Below are 17678 nucleotides of genomic sequence, written 5' to 3' on the forward strand. Positions count from 1 at the left end.
ACAGCCCTGCCTCAGCCCGCCCGCCGGTAGGCCGCGGTCAGCTTCTCCACGGCGGGCACCACGTCGTTGGGCGTGGGCAGACCCATCATCTCGGTACGCAGACGGACCGCGTTCTCCTTGAACGACGGGTCCTTGAGCACCCGCATCAGGTCCTCGCGCAGCCCCGCGGGGGTGAGGTGGTCGGAGTCGTAGGCCAGCCACACCCCGGCGCCACGCTCCTGCAGCCCGTTCGCCTGCGCCACCGGGCCGAACCACTTCTCGCTCCAGTACGCGCTCGGCACGATGAGCTGCGGTACGGCGTGCTCGAAGGCCGAGGCCATCGTCGAGGATCCGCCGTGGTGCACGATGGCGCTGCACGTCGGCAGCAGGACGTTCATCGGCACGAAGTCGACGACCCGCACGTTGTCCGGTATCCGTGGCGCGGAGGCGAGCTGCTCCGCGCTCATCGTGGCGACCACCTCGACGTCCAGGTCGCCCACCGCCTCCAGCAGGTCCGCGGCGGATGCCTCGGCGACCTCCGCCTCGCGGTGGGTCATGCCCAGCGTGACGCAGACCCGCGGCCGGACCGGCGGCTCGTAGAGCCACCGCGGCACCACCGAGGGGCCGTTGAAGGCGAGGTGACGCATGCGGATGTAGTGCGGTGCGCTGGGGCGCCAGGTCCACGGCGGCATGGTGTCGATCGTCCACTGGCCGTGCACGACGTCGTCGGCGAACGGGCCGCCGCCGTGCGTGCGCAGCAGCGGCTCCAACCAGGCGCGCATCGGGTCCGGCCGGGACCCGCCGGCCGCCTTGACCGCCTCCCAGAGCTGCACGAAGGCGTCCGTGCCGAACAGGATGCGCGCGTGCGCCGCGCCGCAGGCCCGGGCCACCACCGGTCCGGCGTAGGTCATCGCGTCCCAGAGCACCAGATCCGGCTGCCAGGCGCGGGCGAAACCGATCAGGTCGGTGAGCATCGCGTCGGTGTGCAGGAACGGGAGGAGGTTCGTGGTGAGGTACTCGAGCTCGGCGTACGGATCGTCCCGGGCGTAGTCGGTCTGCACCGGCAGCGTGGCCGGTGCGGCCGGGCGCTTCGGCGGCTCGGACACCTCGTCGACCTCGGCCAGCGTCTCGGCCATGGGCTCACCGGCCAGGACGGCGGTGAGCCCCGCCTGCGCCAGCGCCTCGGTCGAGCCCGGCTGGCAGGCGACGCGGACGTCATGACCGGCGGTGCGCAGCGCCCAGGCCAGCGGCGTCATGATGTAGAGGTGTGACTTCAGGTCCGGGGGAGCGACGAACAGGACACGCATGGCGGGTCTCTCCTTCGGGTTCGAGGTGATTCACCAGCCCGCCGGCGGGTTGACGCCGGCGGCCGGGGGGAACAGCTCGTCGAGGCGTCGGGTCACCGCGGGGTCGAGCGGGCTGTCGAGCGCGGCGAGGGCGCCGTGCAGGTGCGCCACGGTGCGTGGACCGATCACCGCGCCGGTCAGTCCGGGACGGCCCAGCACCCAGGCGAGCGCCACCTCGGCCGGGTCCAGCCCGAGACCGGCGCAGTACTTCTCGTAGTCGGCGACGGCCTCGTACCGGTCCTCCAGGGCCCGCATCGCGCGCCCCTGCGCCGTCTTCACCGCGGTGCCGTCGGCCAGCTTCCGGAGCGCGCCGCCGAGCAGCCCGCCGTGCAGCGGGGACCAGGCGAACACCCCGACGCCGTACGCCTGGGCCGCCGGGATCACCTCCGTCTCGGCCTGCCGGGTGACCAGGTTGTAGGCACACTGCTCGGCGACGAGCCCGAGGTGACCGCGCCGGGTCGCCGTCTCCCGCGCCGCGGCGATGTGCCATCCGGCGAAGTTCGAGGAGCCGACGTACCGGATCTTGCCCTGTCCGGTCAGCGTCTCCATCGCCTGCCAGATCTCGTCCCAGCCGGCGTGTGGATCGAAGTGGTGCATCTGGTACAGGTCGATCCAGTCGGTGCGCAGCCGCCGCAGGGAGTCCTCGCAGGAGGCGACGATGTGCCGGGCGGACAACCCGCGGTCGTTGGGCCAGTCGGTCATCGGGTTGAAGACCTTGGTGCCCAGCACCACCTTCTCCCGCCGGCGGTCGCCCTGGTCGAACCACGCGCCGATGAGTTCCTCGGTCAGCCCTCGATGCACCTGCCAGCCGTAGTGGTTCGCGGTGTCGAAGAAGTTGATGCCCAGGTCCAGCGCCTCGTCCATGAGGCGGAACGCCTCTTCGCGCGTGGTGCGCACACCGAGGTTGAGCGTGCCCAGGCACAGCGGGCTGACCTCCAGGGCGGTACGGCCGAGTCGGGTGTAGCGCATCGTCGCTCTCCTTCGTCTCAGCCGCGCTGCCCGACGAACAGGCCGCGCCCGGTCAGCCCGTCATCCAGGAACTCGGCCGGACAGCCGGCGTCCGCGAACGCGCCCAGGTACTCGTCGCGGCTGAACAGCATGAGGTGCGACGTCTGGGTGAACTCCCGGATACCGCCCGCGTCGCCCACCAGGAAGCGCACCTCCAGGTGTGACACCCGACCGGTGCGGGTGGTGTGCGACATCCGGGCCACCGCCCGCGTCCCGTCGGTGTCGGAGTCGACGGCCAGATGACCGTCGAGGAACCGCTCGGGAAACCACCACGGTTCCACCACCAGCACGCCGCCCGGCTCCAGGTGCTGCGCCATGGACGCCACGGCCTGACGCAACTCGGTCACCGAGCCCAGGTAACCGATGGCGTTGAACATGCAGGTGACCGCGTCGAAGCGGCGGCCCAGGCGGAAGTCGCGCATGTCGCCGTCGTGCACGGGCACCCCGGGTAGACGCGACCGGGCCGTGGCCCGCATCGGCTCGGACAGCTCCACGCCGGCCACCTCGTCGAAGGCGCCGGCGAAGGTGGCCAGGTGTGCGCCCGTCCCGCAGGCCACGTCGAGCAGGCTGGCGGCCTGCGGACGCCGGTCGCGGATCAACCGGGTCAGGGCCTCCGCCTCGGCGGCCCAGTCCTTGCCCCGGCTGCGGTAGATGAACTCGTAGATCTCGGCGAACTCGGCGGTGTAGGTCATCGGCGTACCCCGGCGAACAGGCCGCGGCCGGGCAGGCCGCCGGCGTCGGTGAGATGCTCGGCGGTACAGCCCGCCGACCGCAGGGCGTGGAGATAGTCCTCCCGGGTGAACAGGGTCAGCATCTGCACGTGGGAGAAGTGCCGGATGCCGCCGTCGTCGGCGACGACGTAGTGCGCCTCGTGCCGGGCCGCGGGCCCCTGCCGCGCCGAGTGCGAGACCCGCACGACGGTACGGGTGTCGTCGCGGACCACGTCGTGGGCGACGTGCCCGTCGAGGAAGGTGTCCGGGGACCACCACGGGTCGATCACCAGTACGCCACCGGGAACGAGGTGTGCGGCCATCGTCCGGACCGTCGCACAGAGCTCGTCGACGTCGTGGGCGTAGCCGATGGTGCCGGTCAGGATGCACACGGCATCGAACTCGCGGCCCAGCGCGAACGACCTCATGTCGCCGACGTGAACGGCGCCGGACGGCAGTTTGGCCTGCGCCACCGTGCACATCGCCGGGGACAGTTCGAGCCCGGCCACCTCCACGAACGTCGCCGCCAGCCGCCGCAGGTGCTCGCCGGTCCCGCAGGCCACGTCCAGCACGGACCGGGCCTGCGGCCGGCGCTCGCGGACCACGCGCGCCACGGCGTCCGCCTCGGCGGCGAAGTCCTTGCCCCGTCCCGCGTACAGCAGGTCGTAGATCTCGGCCACGTCGGCGTCGTACGCGGCCGAGGTCACCGTGTGTTGGCCGGTCACCGGGTGCCGCCCGCCGCGACGGTGTGCCGGCCGAGCCGACGGGTGAGGGATGCGCGCAGCGCCGCGACGACCACGTCCACGTCGTTGTCGGTGAGCGCCTGGTGCATCGGCAGGCACAGGGTGCGTTCGGCGGCCCGCTCGGCCCGGGGCAGCCGCGCCGTCGACCCGTACGCGGCCACCCGGTGCAGGGTGGGATAGCGGAACGTCGTGTAGATGCCCTGGGCGTACAGGTCGCTGGCCACGTCGTCGCGGATTCCCTCGTCCATCTGCACCCAGTACAGGTAGTGCGAGCTGCGCTGGCCCTGCGGCAGCGGCGGAGGCAGGGTCAGACCGGGCACGTCGGCGAGGCCGCTGTCGTAGCGCGCCTCGACCTCCCGCCGCCGGGCGGCGAAGTCCGGCAGTCGACCCAGTTGCACCAGGCCGACGGCGGCCTGCATGTCGTTCATGATCGAACGCCTGGAGAACGAGGAGATGTCGAAGTCCCACCAGCGGTGCGCCGACTGCCGGGCCTGGGAGAAGCCGCTGAACTGCTCCAGACCGAAGTACGCGAGCTTGGCGGCCCGCGCCACCAGGTCGGGATCGCGGGCGGTGAGGATACCGCCGTCCCCGGCCACGACGATCTTCTGCGCGTCGAAGCTCCACACGCCGATGTCGCCGAGCGTGCCGCAGGGCACCCCGTCCACGCGGGAGTCCACCGCACAGGCGGCGTCCTCGATGAGCAGGATCCCGTGGTCCCGGCACAGCTCGGCGATGCCCGCGATGTCACCGGGACGGCCACCGTAGTGCAACGCCAGCACGGCGCGGGTGCGCGCGGTAAGTGCCGCCGCCACGTCGTCGACGGTGGGGTTGAGGGTGTGCGGATCCACGTCGCAGAAGACCGGACGGGCACCGTGCGCCGCGACGGCGTTGCCCGCACCGACGAAGCTCACGGTCGGCAGCACCACCTCGGTGCCGGGCCCCACACCGGCGAGCTGCATCGCGATGAACGTCGCCTCGGTGCACGAGTTCACCGCCGTGACCCTGCCGGTGTCCACACCGAGGTGGCCGGCGAAGGCGGCCTCGAACGCGGCGGTGCGCGGTCCCTTGCCGACCCAGTTGCTGCCGAACACCTCGGCGATGGCGCTCAGCTCCGCCTCACCGAGGGACGGCTGAAAGACATTGATCATGGCCCGTCACGACCTCTCGTAGTCGTCGTGGTGGCGGACCCAGTCCATCTTGTCCTCCAGGTGATCTTCCTGGCGACCCAGCGGGGTGAGGTCGAGGTAGTTGTAGGTGTTGTTGAGCAGGTCGCTGCCGCGCCGGTAGGTGGAGTAGGCGTAGCGCACCACGTCGCCCTCGCGCAGGAACGTGCTGACCCCGGGCATCTCCGGCTCCGGGTCGTCGTCGTCGTCCAGGCGTACGTGGAAGTCCTCGTAGAACGTCGTGCCGTGGCAGGAGACGAACGGCACGGTCCAGCCCATCCGCTTGACGAACTGCTCGGTCTCCGCCGGCGGCTCCGGCGACACCACCACCAGCGTGGTGTCCCGGGCGTGCAGGTGTGCCAGGTGACCGATGTTGTCCACCCAGAACGAGCAGATCGGGCACCAGCCGTACCCCTCCAACGAGCCCATGAAGTGGTACGTGATGAGCTGGCGTCGGCCGTCGAACAGGTCGAGCAGGCTCAGCCGGCGATCGCCCGGGGCGATGAAGGTGTAGTCCGTGTCGATGGTCAGCAGGGGCAGGGCCTGCCGCTCACGGGTCACCGCGTCGCGGGCCCGGGTCAGTTCCTTCTCCCGCTCCAGCAGCGCCTTGCGGGCGGCCAGCCACTGAGCCCGGTCGGCCGGTGCCGGGGTGGTGGCGGTGGCGGTGGCGGTCGCCCTGCCCGTACCCCCGTCAGCGCAGCACGACATCGGCCCGCTCCAGCTCGGCCAGGAACACCCCGCGCGACAGCGCCTCGGCGGTCCGCTCGATGTCGTCGGACATGTAGCGGTCCTCGCTCAGCGTGGACACCAGGCCGCGGACGGTGTCATAGGTGGCCCGAGCGGCCGGGCTGAGCTTGTCGGGCCCGCCGCGCAGGTCCACCGCCTGCGCCGCGGCCAGGAACTCCACGGCGAGAATGCGGTCGTTGTTGTCCAGCACCCGCCGGGCGTTGCGGGCCGCGATCAGGCCCATGCTGACCACGTCCTGGTTGTCGCCGTTGGACGGCACGCTCTGGGTGCTGGCCGGCCCGATGGTGCGGTTCTCCGCGACCAGCGCGGTGGCCGGGTACTGCGCGCCGGCGAACCCGCTGTTCAGGCCCGGGTCGCCGGCCACGAGGAACTCCGGCAGCCCGTCGCTGAGATGCCGGTTCAGCAGTCGGTTGGTGCGCCGCTCGGAGAACACCCCGAGCTGGGTGAGCGCGATGGTCAGGAAGTCCATCACGAAGGCGATCGGCTGGCCGTGGAAGTTGGCGCCGTGGAAGACCTCCTTGCCGACGAAGAACAGGGGGTTGTCGTTGGCCGAGTTGACCTCGGTCTCCAGCTTCTCCATGGCGTGGTAGACGGTGTCCCGGACGGCGCCCACCACCTGGGGGATGGCCCGCAGCGTGTACGCCTTCTGCATGTAGATCTCCGTCCGGGAGACGCCGGTGGCGGCCCGCTCGGTCGCCTGCAACTGCCGGCGCAGGTCCACGTGATCCAGCGCCAACCCGCTGCCCCGCATCAGGGTCCGCATGTTCGCCGCGGTGTCGATCTGGCCGCGGTGCGGGCGCGCGATGTCGTGGCCCTCGGCGAGGAACGGACTGGTCGACGCGCGCATGGTCTCCAACACCAGCGCGGTGACGACCTCCGCCTGGCGTACCTGGTCGAGCGCGCGCTTGGCCACCAGGCAGCCCAGGCCGGTCATGCCCGAGGTGCCGTTGATCAGGGAGAGGCCCTCCTTGAAGCGGAGCTCCAGCGGCTCGATGCCGAGCTTGCGCAGCACCGGGCCGGTCGGCACGCGGCCACCACCGTGCAGCAGATAGCCCTCGCCGATGAGGGTGGAGGCGATGTGTGCCAGCGGGGCCAGGTCACCGCTCGCCCCCAGCGAGCCGATCTGCGGGATGGCCGGCGTCAGGCCCTCGTTCAGATACAGCGCCAGCCGCTCCAGCACCTCGGGGCGGACCGCGGAATATCCCTTGGCCAGGGCGTTGAGCCGGGCCGCGACGATCGCCCGGGCCTCGTCCTCGGCGAAGTCCGGCCCCACGCCGGCGCTGTGACTGCGCACGAGGTTGGTCTGGAGCTCCACCTCCTTCGAGGTGTCGACGAGCATGTAGACCATCTCGCCGTAGCCGGTGGTGACGCCGTACACCGGCTCACCGCGTCGTACGGTGTCCTCGAACATGGCCCGGCTGCTGGCCGCACGGCCCAGCGCATCCCGGTTCACGCCGCAGCGGACGCGGTCCACCGCGACCTTCCACACATCGGGCACGCCGACGGTCTCGCCGTCGAAGTCGATGGTCGTCTGGGTCTCGACAAGGGTCACAGTGCACACTCCATCGGATCGCGGTGTTTCGTTCTTCCGGTACGGAGGCCGGCCAGGGCGCGCCGGTCGACCTTGCCGCCCGTGTTGCGCGGCAGGGAATCCACGGTGGTGAAGGTGACCGGCAGGGCGGGATCGCCGAACCGGCGGCGCAGTGCCGAGCGCCAGTGGGCCGGGGTCCCGCCGGGGCCGGGCACGACGTAGGCGTCGAGGCGGACGACCAGGCCGTCGTAGCCGGTCACGGGCACCACGGCGCAGGCGGCCACGGCGTCGTCCGCGGCCAGGGCGGCCTCGACATCGGCGAGCTCGATGCGAACGCCGTACATCTTGATCTGCAAATCCCGGCGGCCGTGAAACTCCAGCACGCCGTCCGGGCGCCACCGGCCGAGGTCACCGGTCCGGTAGTGCGGGGTCACGCCGTCGTCGCCGGCCGGCGGGTGGAACACCCCGTTGTCCGCGGCCGCCGCCCCCACGTACCCGGTGGTGACGTAGCGGCTGCGGATCACCAGGTGACCGATCTCGCCCGGCGGGCACGGGCCGTCGCGGTCGTCCAGCACGAGCAGGTCGCGTCCGGGGATGGGCCGGCCGATCGCGACGGTCCCGGGACCGGTGTCCGCGACGGACACCTCATGCCAGGTGGCGAGAATGGTCTCGGTCGGTCCGTACAGGTTCACCAGCCGGGTCCGCGGCAGCCGCGCCCGCAGCCGGCGGGCGAGCGGGCCGGGCAGCGCCTCGCCGGCCAGCAGCAGGGCGGCCAGCCGGGTCGACGCCGGATCGCCGGCGAGCAGCGGTTCCAGCTCCCGGGCGAAGCTCGGCACGGTCTGCAGCACTGTCACGCGCTCGCGCGACAGCCACGGCACCAGGCGATCCGGGTCCGCGCGTAACCGCCACGGCACCGGGCACAGCGTGGCGCCCGCGCGCAGGGCCGCGAACACCTCGACGAGGCAGGCGTCGTAGCCGGGTGCCGCCCACTGCGCCAGCCGGGTCCCGGCACCGATGCCGAACTCGGCGGCGAACCATCCGGTGAACTGCGCCAGCGCGGCGTGGGTCTGCCGAATGCCCTTCGGCCGGCCGGTGGTGCCCGACGTGTACGCCACGTACGCGGTGGCCTCCGCGGCGACGGCGGACACCGTGGCGTCGGTGGCGCCGGGGATGCCGGCGAGCTCCAGCACGGGCACGCCGGTCGCGTCGACCGCCCGGCGTACCGGATCGTCCGGGTCCGAGTCGGTGAGGACGCATGCCGGCCCCAGATCGGCGAGCGCGGCGTGCGCGGTCCCGGTGCCGGCGAGGCACACCATCGGTGCCCCCGAACCGAGCGCGCCGACGAGCGCGACGACCAGGTCCGCACCGGGGGACGCGAGCACGGCCACCGGTCGTCCGGGCCCGGCGCCGAGGGCCCGTACCGCCGCCCGCACACCGGCCGCCCGGCGCGCCAGCTCGCCGTAGGTGAGCTCGACGTCGCCGGCCGACACGGCGATCGCTTCGGGATGCCGCCGGGCCCGCGCCCGGATCAGGTCGGCCACGGTCGGCTCCGGACCCTGGCTGTTCGCGGTCACGCCTCCTCCTTTCCAGATCGGGTACGGCGACGGGGAGATCAGCGCAGCCGCACGGGAAGCGCGTTCAGGCCGTGCATGACGACGCTCGCCCGCCAGGCCAGCGCTTCGGCCGGCTTGGCCAACCGCAGGTGCGGATAGCGGCGCACCAGCGCGCGAATGGCGATCGTCGCGTCCAACCGGGCCAGCGGCGCCCCGATGCAGTGGTGCAGTCCGTGCCCGAACGCCACGTGCGCGTTCTGCGGCCGGTCGACGCGCAGCGTGGCCGGCTCGGCGAACCGCTCCGGATCGCGATTGGCCGCCAGCAGCGAGACCAGCACCACCGCGCCGGCCGGAATGGTGGCCCCGCCGACGGCCACCGGCTGCCGCGCCCGCCGGGCGGCCACCTGCACGGGACTCTCGTACCGGAGAACCTCCTCCACGGCGTCGGGCACCAGGTCCGGATCGGCGCGCAGCCGCTCGAGCTGCGGACGGTCGGTCAGCAACGCCAGCATCGCGTTGCCGATCAGGTTGACAGTGGTTTCGTGTCCGGCGATCAGCAGCAGGAACACCATGGAGGTGAGCTCGTCCTCGGTGAGCCGGTCACCGCCGTCCCGCACCTGTGCCAGGGCGGAGAGGAGGTCGTCACCCGGCTCACGGCGTTTGTCGCGCAGCAGGCCCTGGGCGTAGTCCAGCATCTCCCCGGCGGCCGCCTCCAGCTCGGCGAGGCTCAGCGCGCTCGCCGTCAGGGTGGTGGTCCAGCGGTGGAAGGCGGCGTCGTCGGACTCGGGGATGCCGAGCAGCCCGCCGAGCACCCGGATGGGCAGCGGCAACGCGTACGCCGCGACGAGGTCGACCTCGTCCGCCCCGGCCATCGCGTCCAGCAGATCCTCGGCGATCCGCTCGATGCGTGGCCGCATGTCCTCCATCCGCCGCCGAGTGAACGCGGCGGAGATCAGCCTGCGCAGGCGGGTGTGGTCCGGCGGTTCCCGGTTCAGCATGTGGTTGTTCATGCCGAGGCGGAGCCGCTCGGAGAGACCGCGCCGGTCGGCCACCGCGCCGGTGCGGCCCTCCAAGCGGGTGTCGGCCAGACACCGGCGCACCTCGTCGTACCCGACCACCAGCCACGCCGGACCGCCGGACGGCAGCGCCACCCGGTGCACCGGTCCCAGCTCCGCCAGGCGTGCGGAACCGGCGTGCCGCTGTGCCGCGTCACCCAGCAGGAAGTCCGCGGCGTGCGGCGCGACGCTCATGCCGTCATCCTGGCAACAGCGGGCGTCGCGCAGCGCCTTCGTGGTTGCGCTGCTGGAACGAGGTGCCTCCGGCATGATCAGGACCGGCCGAACTGTCCCGGCCTGCGACCCGCGCCGGCCGGTCCGCGGTACGCCTGGGCGATGTCCAGCCAGTGCTCGGCGTCGGCCCCCGTCGCGGTCAGGGACAGGTCGTCGCGGTGCCGGCGACGCGTGACGAGCAGGCAGAAGTCCTCGGCCGGGCCGGAGATCCGCTGCTCGGCGTCCTCCGGGCCGAACTGCCAGACGGCGCCGGACGGGGCGGTGAGCGTGTATCCGAACTCGACGTCGGGGGTCGACTCGCCGCGCGCCTGATAGCCGAAGTCCCAGGTACGCACGGCGAAGCCGCACAGGAACCGGATCCGGTCCGTCCGCACCTGACGTACGCCGAGCGTGTCGGCGATGTCCTGGCCGTGGCCGAACAGCTCCATCATGCCGGCGCAGGCGAGCACCGGCGCGGGCAGTGGCCGCACCAGCCAGGGCACCACCTGACCGTCCGGCACGGCCGCGAGCGCCTTCTCGGCCGTGACGCGTTCCTCCCGCCACCGGTTGAGCAGCACCTGCGGCGGGTCGGAGAGGTAGGCCGACAGCGCCACGTCGACGTTACGGTCGAAGTCACCGCTCATCGTCGCGACGCGGGCGCGGAAACCGTCCGGGTCCGCGGCGGCGAAGCCGGCCAGCCGGAATGTCGCGGCCAGGTGGGCCACCTGGTGGGCGATGGTCCAACCGGGAGCCGGTGTGTCCAGCTTCCACTGTGCGTCGTCGAGGCCGGCGAGCAGCCGGTCCAGCTCGTCACCGTCAGCGGTCAGGGCGGGGATCGGGTCGGGTCCGGTCACCGTGAGGTCCTCTCGATCGGGCGTACGGGTGGCGTCGGGCGGCGGTGCGTGTGGACTGGATCGGCGTCGGTTCTCTGCGGCATCGAGGCCCTCCGGTCGTCGACGTGTGAAGTGCGGTACCGGGACCGTGGATGGTTCCGGCGGAGCCCGTGCGCCATCCCCGGAAAACGTCTCCATGGTCGACCTCGCAGGGATGTGACGCACCTTCGTCAGTGCGCTGCGGGGCGGTGTGGGTCTTCGCCGCCGGGGTGTCCGGGGCGACTGCGCACGAACGCGTACGCGCGGCGCGCGACTCACCGGGACCGGAACGTTTCCGGACCGTCTTCGCACCGTCACTGGGGCACCATGAACGCCGGACGGGCGCGTCCAAAGAACCGAAGGGAGTCACACGATGGCGGAAAGCACCGATCTGCCGAGCTCACTGGGCAAGCCCGCGCTGCGGGCGCTCGAGGGCGCCGGCTACACCAAACTGGAGCAGTTCACCAAGATCAGCGAGTCCGAGGTCAAGGAGCTGCACGGGATGGGCCCGAAAGCCCTGAGCACGCTCAAGTCGTCGATGAAGGCGAAGGGCCTCTCCTTCAAGTGAACCGCGACGACCGGGTGGGTGGCTGTTCGCCACCCACCCGGTCTCGTCACCGCACTTTGGAAGACGGCATCAGGTGATAAACGGGTACGAAGGCCACACATCAGCTCCATCGAAGTGTGGGGCGTCGACCCGGAGGAAGTGGCATGACACAGGCCAGAACAGCCATCATCATCGGTAGCGGCATCGCCGGCAGTGTGGCGGCGCTCGCGTTGCGCCGGGCAGGCATCGAGCCGACGGTGTTCGAGGCGTACGACCGACCGTCCGACGATGTCGGCGGCGAGTTGATGTTGGCGCCCAACGGCATCGACGCGCTCGGCGTCGTCGGGGTCGAGGACGACGTGCACCGCCTTGGCAGCCCCATCCGCCGCACGGTGATGACGGACGGCCGAGGCCGCCCGTTCGGCGAGTTCGAGCACCTGCCCGACCTGCCGCCGAGCCGCGCGGTCAAGCGCGCGGACCTGCAACGACTGCTGCGCGAGCGGACCGAGGCGGCGGGTGTCCCCATCGTGTACGGCCGGCGTCTGGTCGGCGCCACGGACTCGCCGGACAGCATCACCGCCAGCTTCGCCGACGGCAGCAGCGCGACCGCCGACGTCCTGATCGGCGCGGACGGCATCCGATCGGCCGTCCGGCGTCTCATCGACCCGGGCGCACCCACCGCGCAGTACACCGGGATGCTCGGCCTGGGCGGCGCCGTGGAGGTGCCGTCGGTCGGTGAGCCGGGCGTCATGCATCTGGCGAACGGGCACGACGCGTTCTTCGGCCACTGGATCGGGTCCGACGGGCGCCTCAACTGGTTCAGCAACATCACCAGCGACGAGCCGATGGCGATGTCCGAGGCGCGCCGGGTGCCCGCGGACCGGTGGCTGAACCGGTTGCGCCGGGTGCACGCCGAGGACGTACCGGCGCGCGACGTGCTCGACCGGGCCGGGCCGCAGGACGTGTTCCCCTTCGGCGCCATCGAGATCCTGCCCCCGCTGCGGACCTGGCACCGCGGGCGGATGGTGCTCGTCGGGGACGCCGCGCACGCGCCCTCCCCGGTGTCCGGTCAGGGTGCCTCGTTGGCCTCGGAGAGCGCCGTGCAGCTCGCCCGGTGCCTGCGTGACGTGCCCGGAGTGCAGGCGGCGTTCGCCACCTACGAGATGATGCGCCGGCCCCGGGTGGAGAAGATCGCCGCCGATGCCGCGCGCGCCAATCAGGCCAAGGCACCCGGTCCGGTCGCGTCCGCGTTCATGCGGCTGCTGGCCCCGGTCGCGCGGCACACCGTGTTGAGGCCCGAGCGGATGTTCGGCCCGGTGCACCGGCACCGGATCGACTGGAACCGGACGGTCACCCCCGCCTGAGCGGCGTCGACCGGTCCGCGGTGTACGCCTCGTGAACGTCCCGCAGGGCACCGATGCCGCCGCCGAAGACGGTGACCGCCAGCTCGGTGACGCCGGCCTCGGCGAACTCGCGGAGCCGCCCGGCGATCCGGTCCACCGGCCCCAGCAGCGACGTACGGTCGACGAAGTCCGCCGGTACGGCGGCGGCCGCCTCGGCGTACCGCTTCGCCAGGTACAGCTCCTGGACGTCACGGGCCGCGTCCGCGTACCCCATGCGTGCGGCGAGAAGGTTGTAGAAGTTGCGGTCTCGGCTGCCCATGCCGCCGAGATAGAGGGCGACGTGCGCGCGGACCCGGTCGACGCACCGTGCGACGTCGTCGCCGACGGCGAGCGGCACCGAGGCGATCACCTCGAACCCGTCCATGGTCCGGCCGGCGCGGTGCCGGCCGGACCGGACGTGCCGCAACTGCTCGGCGGCGAACTCCGGGCTGAGGAATGCGGCGAGCCAGCCGTCGCCGATCTCCCCGGCCAGTTCCAGGTTGCGCGGGCCGACCGCGGCCAGATAGATCGGCAGGTCCGGTCGGGGCGGATGGACGGTCAGCCGCAGGGCTCGACCGGCACCGCCGGCCAGCGGCAACGGGTAGTGCCGGCCCGGGTGGGCGAGCGGGCGCCGGGACAGGGCGAGGCGGAGCACGTCGACGTACTCACGGGTCCGCCCGAGCGGGTCGGCGAAGGGCACCCCGTGCCATCCCTCGGAGACCTGTGGTCCCGAGACGCCGAGGCCCAGCCGGAACCGACCGCCGGACAGGCGATCGAGGGTCGCGGCGGTCATCGCGGCGAGGGCGGGGCTGCGTCCCGGCAACTGCATGACGGCGGAGCCGATGTTGACCGACCGGGTGTGCGCGGCGATCCAGGTCAGCATCGTCACCGCGTCCGAGCCGTACACCTCCGCCGCCCACACGGTGTGGAAGCCGAGCCGCTCGGCCTCGACGGCCAGCCGCACCCGGCCAGCGGCATCGCCGGCGCCCACAAGATGTCCGAGATTGAGCGACAGTCGCATCCGACCATCGTGTCGCCGGGTCGCACCGGCGGGCATCTCGCGCCGTGCCGTTTCCGCAGCGCAGGGCCCCGGCGACGCCCGATCAGACGGGGCCTTGCACCTGCGCAGCCTGGGAGGTGCCTCCGGTCGAACTCGGGGCCAGGATGTGTGACGAGAGCAGGGGGTGGCGATGACCGGAGGGCGCGGAAGTCGCACCGCTGCTGTGGTGAGCACGATGGCGGGACCACACATCAAGGTCAGCCTCGTAGGGGCAGACGAAGGGTCGTCACCGCCGCGGGCGGGTGCCGGCGGTCCAGCGACGTGTCTCTCATCCGGCGTTGGAGGAGTCTGATGTCCATCCACGATTCACGTGTCGAAGCTATGGATCCGGTCGAGTTCGCTCGTCTGGTCAAGCACACTCCGGACGACGAGCTGCGCGAGGTGATGCGCGGTGAACGACGGACCGAAATCCTCGACCACCTGATCGGCGGGATGCTGTCCGCGTTCCGGCCCGAGGTCGCCGGACGGACCCGGGCGGTGGTGCACTGGCGCATCGGCGATCGACCGGACGGCGGGGTCGACACCTACCAGATGGTCATCGCCGACGGCGTCTGCACTCTGTCGTCCGGCGTCGACGGGCAGCCACAGCTGACCTTGAACCTGGCCGCGGCGGACTTCGTCCACCTGGTCACGGGCAACGCGCACGCGGTGATGCTGGTGATGAAGGGCCGGTTGAAGACCCGCGGTGACCTCGGTCTGACCGCCCGGTTCCCCACCTTCTTCGCCGCCCCCCGGCCCTGAGCGGCGCGGCCCGGACCGCGGCGTCCGTGTCCATCTGGCGATTCGACACGTGAGGAGCGAGAGCATGACCGGCACCGGTGGGCACGGTGGAGGTGGGCGCGATGGCGTGAATTCGGCCGCCGACTCTGGCCACGAGGACCATGACGACCCGTGGCGCGGTATCCCGGCCACACTGCTCGACGGTTCCGGCTACCACATCGGCGGGCCGGCTGGAGACGGGCGGGACACTGACGAAACGCTCGGACACGCCGAGAACGTCGAGGACCGCTGGCGCGGCATTCCGGCAACCCTGCTCGACGGCCCCTCCTACGACATCGATCCGGCGGGTGATTCCCGATGAACGGCGGGCTCGCGACGCGCGCCGTCGGGCGGTACGACCCGGGCAGGACCCGCGGGCGTCACCGGGTCCCGTACGCCGGCTGAGGTGCGCGCGCCGCGGTCGGTGTGCTGGTCGCCGCTTCCCGGCCGGGCGGCGTGCCGGTGCCCGTCTCCCACGTGCCCCTCAGCTGGCACGGTCGGCCCGGCGGGGAAGCTGTTGCGCCACCGCGGGCGCTGGGTCGCAGACCTGCCGGGTGCCGTTGGTCGGCGTCGCGTCGGTGGTGGGGGAGCGGCCGTGCGTCGACGGGACCGCGTCGGACGTGTCGGCCGGTCTGCCGAAACGCTTGGTGACCAGGTGCTCCTGCGCCATTCCGCGGAGCGCGGCGAGCGCCGCGTCGAGCAGCACCGCGCGGGCCACCGCGGCGGCCCGCTCCACCTCCATGTCGTCGCGCGGGAGCAGGCTGAGCTCGCGGTCCGCAGACTGTTCCGCGAGTTGTGCGTACGGTTGGAAGAACTCGGCGCCGTGGCTGCAGCCGAGCTGGCGCAGAGCCGCGAGGACATGGGCCAGCCGGTTCCGGCCCGGGACGTCGTCGTCCACCTGCCAGCCCAGCTCGTTGATGAGGCGGTCGACCTCGACCCGTTCGGCCGTCACGTCGTTGACGGCCTTGGATTTGTCGAGGTCCGGGTACACCACCCGGTTGGCGGTCCGGTACAAGCCCGGCAGTGGGAGGTCGTCGTCCTCGATGGCCGTGAGCAGTTCCATCACCGTGGACAGCTCAAGCTGGCCGATGCCGGTCATCGCCCGGATGAAGAGTAGGCGCCGTCGGTGCGCCTCGCCGTACTGCGCCTGGTTGCGGCCAGTCGGTCGGCCCGGTGGGACGAGGCCCTCCCGGAGGTAGAACTTGATCGTTGCGACGGGCACGCCCGTATAGCGGCTCAGGTCAGAGATGCGCATCGAGTTCCCCCAGCTGGTCGACACAGCCCCGCGGTGCGATCCTCCCATGTGGAAAGGGTGGAGATTGATGGCGATCCCATGGCACGCTCGTGGCGGAAGCGTTCGGACCGTCACCGCGTCGCGGTTGCGGCCCGGGTGGGACCGGCGGGTCGAGCCGTCAGGCAGCGGTACGGTCGGCCTCGCGGAGCTTCGTGATCATTACGGGCGCGGGGCTCAGGGGCGTCTCGGCGGCCTGCTGTTCCGCCGCGACCCGGGCCAACGCGAGCTTTCGACTGTCCATCAGGGCCAGCAGCACGGGCGGATCGATGCTCTGGATCGGCTGCAGATCGAGGTCCACCCGGATGTCGGAGTTCCAGGCAACCGTCAACGGCCCCTCCGAGGCCACGGCGATCGGCCGGTTCGCCTCATCGGGACGCCCGCCTCCGTTGGCGTCGACGGCTTGAGCGAGCAGGTACCAGGTGCCCGGCGGCACCGTGCCGAAGTTGAAGTAGCCACCGTCGGGTAGCACCGCGCAGCGCACCGGACGACCCTCGGGGATGCGGTCGGTGAAGAGGCCGACGAAGACCGGCCCGTTCGGCCGGCCCGGTTGCGGGGGGATGCGGCCGTGCACCCGGGCCTCGGAGGGCGGGGCGGGTTCCGGGTCGGTCGCGATCTGTGGGGCGTAGCCGGCGCGGCGCCGGTAGGTGGTCGGCGACATGCCGACGCTGCGGGTGAACCGCGAACTGAAGGTGCCGACGCTGTTGTAGCCCACCCGGAGGCTGATGTCGGCGACGTTGAGTGTGGTGGAGATCAGCAGCTGCTTGGCGCGTTGCAGACGCAGCGCCGACAGGAAGCGGCCCGGGGAGACCCCGGTGGTCCGCTGGAAGATCCTGGTGAAGTGGAACTTGCTGAACATGGCCGCCCTGGCCATGTCGTCGACGGTGAGCTGCTCGCCGAGGTTTTCTCGCATGGTGCTGATCGCGCGATTCACGGCCTGCTTGGTCGATTCCTCCATGATGCCTCCCCCTGACCAGTCCGGCGATTTTTCGTACTAGGTGGTAATAATTGTCGTGTAAAGCATCGCGGTTTCGGTCCCACCGGGCGCGGTAGTGATGCATATGATTGTGCTGGTATGCCCTGCTGTCTCACTCCCGCCGCCCGGAAGGGCTCCGCTTCCGGTCGAGGCTAGCCCAGCCCCGAGCGATTGACAATAGTGCTGATCATTGGGGGCAATAGAGCGCAATCGTGAAGAGAGGAACGCCTTGAGCAGTGCTTTCAACACGTATATGCGGCTCGACGGTCATCCATGCGGATAGCGGTGCGACCCACTTTCCACGGGGGGTGCCGAAGGTGGTCAATTCGGTATCTGGTCACGGATACGGTGCCTCTGGGCTGCGGTTTGAAGCGAAACGTCGGTAATTGTCGATCATGTACCCGGCTGTCTGGCTACCTTCAGTGAATCTGGCGGTTTGCCGACTGAAAAAGAATATTGACCCGAGCGACGGACGGACGGTAGGATTATTTGTTCACGCTTTGGGGTGGATTTAATGAAATGGTTAGTCAGAGTTTCCCGGATCGCCAATACCCGTTACTTAATAGAGAAAAATAGCTGCCGGAATTCTTCGAACGGGGATTGTGTGCCCAATGTTCGCCAAATTTCCGGTCCGGCGCATAAGGCGTCAACAAGCCGCTCTTCGCGCTGGATCTCCGCCGGCCCGCTAATTCAGTCGGGGCTGATTCCACGAACTGCCGTCCGACTCGGTCGACAATAGGAGA

The 17678-nt window shown here is 71.2% G+C and carries 17 protein-coding genes; 4 read left to right on the plus strand and 13 right to left on the minus strand.

The window, feature by feature from the left end; genetic code table 11:
* Window positions 1-11: 11 nt before the first annotated feature.
* The 10 genes from ACZ6NZ_RS06235 to ACZ6NZ_RS06280 all read right to left on the minus strand — a co-directional run bounded on the left by ACZ6NZ_RS06235 (window position 12) and on the right by ACZ6NZ_RS06280 (window position 10902).
* Complete coding sequence (locus tag ACZ6NZ_RS06235; protein WP_465856288.1) at window positions 12-1286, minus strand: nucleotide disphospho-sugar-binding domain-containing protein; 1275 nt, start codon at window positions 1284-1286, stop codon at window positions 12-14.
* A gap of 30 nt (window positions 1287-1316) precedes the next feature.
* Window positions 1317-2294, minus strand: coding sequence for an aldo/keto reductase (locus ACZ6NZ_RS06240; RefSeq protein WP_465856290.1), 978 nt, complete (start codon window positions 2292-2294; stop codon window positions 1317-1319).
* 17 nt (window positions 2295-2311) lie between these two features.
* Complete coding sequence (locus tag ACZ6NZ_RS06245; RefSeq protein WP_465856292.1) at window positions 2312-3025, minus strand: class I SAM-dependent methyltransferase; 714 nt, start codon at window positions 3023-3025, stop codon at window positions 2312-2314.
* Window positions 3022-3768: a class I SAM-dependent methyltransferase gene (locus ACZ6NZ_RS06250; protein ID WP_366608515.1), complete on the minus strand. Its 747-nt coding sequence runs from the start codon at window positions 3766-3768 to the stop codon at window positions 3022-3024. The genes ACZ6NZ_RS06245 and ACZ6NZ_RS06250 overlap by 4 nt, the downstream gene beginning before the upstream one ends.
* Window positions 3765-4934, minus strand: coding sequence for a DegT/DnrJ/EryC1/StrS family aminotransferase (locus ACZ6NZ_RS06255; protein WP_465856294.1), 1170 nt, complete (start codon window positions 4932-4934; stop codon window positions 3765-3767). The genes ACZ6NZ_RS06250 and ACZ6NZ_RS06255 overlap by 4 nt, the downstream gene beginning before the upstream one ends.
* A gap of 6 nt (window positions 4935-4940) precedes the next feature.
* Window positions 4941-5657 (minus strand): DUF899 domain-containing protein, encoded by a 717-nt coding sequence (locus ACZ6NZ_RS06260; protein WP_465856296.1) that lies wholly within the window; start codon window positions 5655-5657, stop codon window positions 4941-4943.
* On the minus strand, window positions 5641-7248 hold the full coding sequence (gene cmdF / locus ACZ6NZ_RS06265; RefSeq protein ID WP_465856298.1) for a tyrosine 2,3-aminomutase: 1608 nt from the start codon (window positions 7246-7248) through the stop codon (window positions 5641-5643). Before cmdF ends, ACZ6NZ_RS06260 begins: the two co-directional genes overlap by 17 nt.
* Entirely contained in the window at window positions 7245-8801 is a 1557-nt protein-coding gene (locus ACZ6NZ_RS06270) for an AMP-binding protein (RefSeq protein ID WP_465856300.1), read from the minus strand. Before ACZ6NZ_RS06270 ends, cmdF begins: the two co-directional genes overlap by 4 nt.
* 38 nt (window positions 8802-8839) lie before the next feature.
* Window positions 8840-10030 carry a cytochrome P450 family protein gene (locus tag ACZ6NZ_RS06275; protein ID WP_465856302.1) on the minus strand — a complete coding sequence of 397 codons (1191 nt, stop codon included), beginning with the start codon at window positions 10028-10030 and terminating at the stop codon, window positions 8840-8842.
* 77 nt (window positions 10031-10107) lie between these two features.
* The gene (locus ACZ6NZ_RS06280; protein ID WP_366608509.1) at window positions 10108-10902 is read right to left on the minus strand and encodes a TIGR03084 family metal-binding protein; all 795 of its coding nucleotides are present in this window, start codon (window positions 10900-10902) and stop codon (window positions 10108-10110) included.
* A 391-nt stretch (window positions 10903-11293) separates the two neighbouring features.
* Here ACZ6NZ_RS06280 and ACZ6NZ_RS06285 point away from each other — a divergent pair, with 391 nt between their 5' ends.
* Both ACZ6NZ_RS06285 and ACZ6NZ_RS06290 read left to right on the plus strand, forming a co-directional pair.
* Complete coding sequence (locus tag ACZ6NZ_RS06285; RefSeq protein ID WP_366608508.1) at window positions 11294-11488, plus strand: helix-hairpin-helix domain-containing protein; 195 nt, start codon at window positions 11294-11296, stop codon at window positions 11486-11488.
* A gap of 143 nt (window positions 11489-11631) precedes the next feature.
* Entirely contained in the window at window positions 11632-12831 is a 1200-nt protein-coding gene (locus tag ACZ6NZ_RS06290) for an FAD-dependent monooxygenase (protein ID WP_465856305.1), read from the plus strand.
* Here the strand turns inward: ACZ6NZ_RS06290 and ACZ6NZ_RS06295 are convergent.
* Window positions 12818-13870, minus strand: a complete 1053-nt coding sequence (locus ACZ6NZ_RS06295) for an LLM class F420-dependent oxidoreductase (RefSeq protein WP_465856307.1) — start codon at window positions 13868-13870, stop codon at window positions 12818-12820. The genes ACZ6NZ_RS06290 and ACZ6NZ_RS06295 overlap by 14 nt on opposite strands.
* Before the next feature lie 330 nt (window positions 13871-14200).
* Here ACZ6NZ_RS06295 and ACZ6NZ_RS06300 point away from each other — a divergent pair, with 330 nt between their 5' ends.
* Both ACZ6NZ_RS06300 and ACZ6NZ_RS06305 read left to right on the plus strand, forming a co-directional pair.
* Window positions 14201-14650, plus strand: coding sequence for an SCP2 sterol-binding domain-containing protein (locus tag ACZ6NZ_RS06300; protein ID WP_465856309.1), 450 nt, complete (start codon window positions 14201-14203; stop codon window positions 14648-14650).
* A gap of 64 nt (window positions 14651-14714) precedes the next feature.
* The gene (locus tag ACZ6NZ_RS06305; protein ID WP_465856311.1) at window positions 14715-14990 is read left to right on the plus strand and encodes a hypothetical protein; all 276 of its coding nucleotides are present in this window, start codon (window positions 14715-14717) and stop codon (window positions 14988-14990) included.
* A gap of 162 nt (window positions 14991-15152) precedes the next feature.
* On the opposite strand, the gene ACZ6NZ_RS06310 is transcribed toward ACZ6NZ_RS06305, so the two are convergent.
* The gene (locus tag ACZ6NZ_RS06310; RefSeq protein ID WP_465856313.1) at window positions 15153-15923 is read right to left on the minus strand and encodes a MerR family transcriptional regulator; all 771 of its coding nucleotides are present in this window, start codon (window positions 15921-15923) and stop codon (window positions 15153-15155) included.
* 157 nt (window positions 15924-16080) lie between these two features.
* Window positions 16081-16917: an AraC family transcriptional regulator gene (locus ACZ6NZ_RS06315; protein WP_366608502.1), complete on the minus strand. Its 837-nt coding sequence runs from the start codon at window positions 16915-16917 to the stop codon at window positions 16081-16083.
* Window positions 16918-17678: the final 761 nt, after the last annotated feature.

The sequence above is a fragment of the Micromonospora sp. NPDC047756 genome (assembly GCF_055587245.1).

Bases quoted from the DNA above. Each gene is read 5' to 3' on its own strand.
- ACZ6NZ_RS06310 (WP_465856313.1), bottom strand. From the start codon at position 15,923: ATGCGCATCTCTGACCTGAGCCGCTATACGGGCGTGCCCGTCGCAACG.
- ACZ6NZ_RS06260 (WP_465856296.1), bottom strand. From the start codon at position 5,657: ATGTCGTGCTGCGCTGACGGGGGTACGGGCAGGGCGACCGCCACCGCC.
- ACZ6NZ_RS06290 (WP_465856305.1), top strand. From the start codon at position 11,632: ATGACACAGGCCAGAACAGCCATCATCATCGGTAGCGGCATCGCCGGC.
- ACZ6NZ_RS06285 (WP_366608508.1), top strand. From the start codon at position 11,294: ATGGCGGAAAGCACCGATCTGCCGAGCTCACTGGGCAAGCCCGCGCTG.
- ACZ6NZ_RS06305 (WP_465856311.1), top strand. From the start codon at position 14,715: ATGACCGGCACCGGTGGGCACGGTGGAGGTGGGCGCGATGGCGTGAAT.
- ACZ6NZ_RS06295 (WP_465856307.1), bottom strand. From the start codon at position 13,870: ATGCGACTGTCGCTCAATCTCGGACATCTTGTGGGCGCCGGCGATGCC.
- ACZ6NZ_RS06245 (WP_465856292.1), bottom strand. From the start codon at position 3,025: ATGACCTACACCGCCGAGTTCGCCGAGATCTACGAGTTCATCTACCGC.
- ACZ6NZ_RS06300 (WP_465856309.1), top strand. From the start codon at position 14,201: ATGTCCATCCACGATTCACGTGTCGAAGCTATGGATCCGGTCGAGTTC.
- ACZ6NZ_RS06315 (WP_366608502.1), bottom strand. From the start codon at position 16,917: ATGGAGGAATCGACCAAGCAGGCCGTGAATCGCGCGATCAGCACCATG.
- ACZ6NZ_RS06275 (WP_465856302.1), bottom strand. From the start codon at position 10,030: ATGAGCGTCGCGCCGCACGCCGCGGACTTCCTGCTGGGTGACGCGGCA.
- ACZ6NZ_RS06235 (WP_465856288.1), bottom strand. From the start codon at position 1,286: ATGCGTGTCCTGTTCGTCGCTCCCCCGGACCTGAAGTCACACCTCTAC.
- ACZ6NZ_RS06240 (WP_465856290.1), bottom strand. From the start codon at position 2,294: ATGCGCTACACCCGACTCGGCCGTACCGCCCTGGAGGTCAGCCCGCTG.
- ACZ6NZ_RS06255 (WP_465856294.1), bottom strand. From the start codon at position 4,934: ATGATCAATGTCTTTCAGCCGTCCCTCGGTGAGGCGGAGCTGAGCGCC.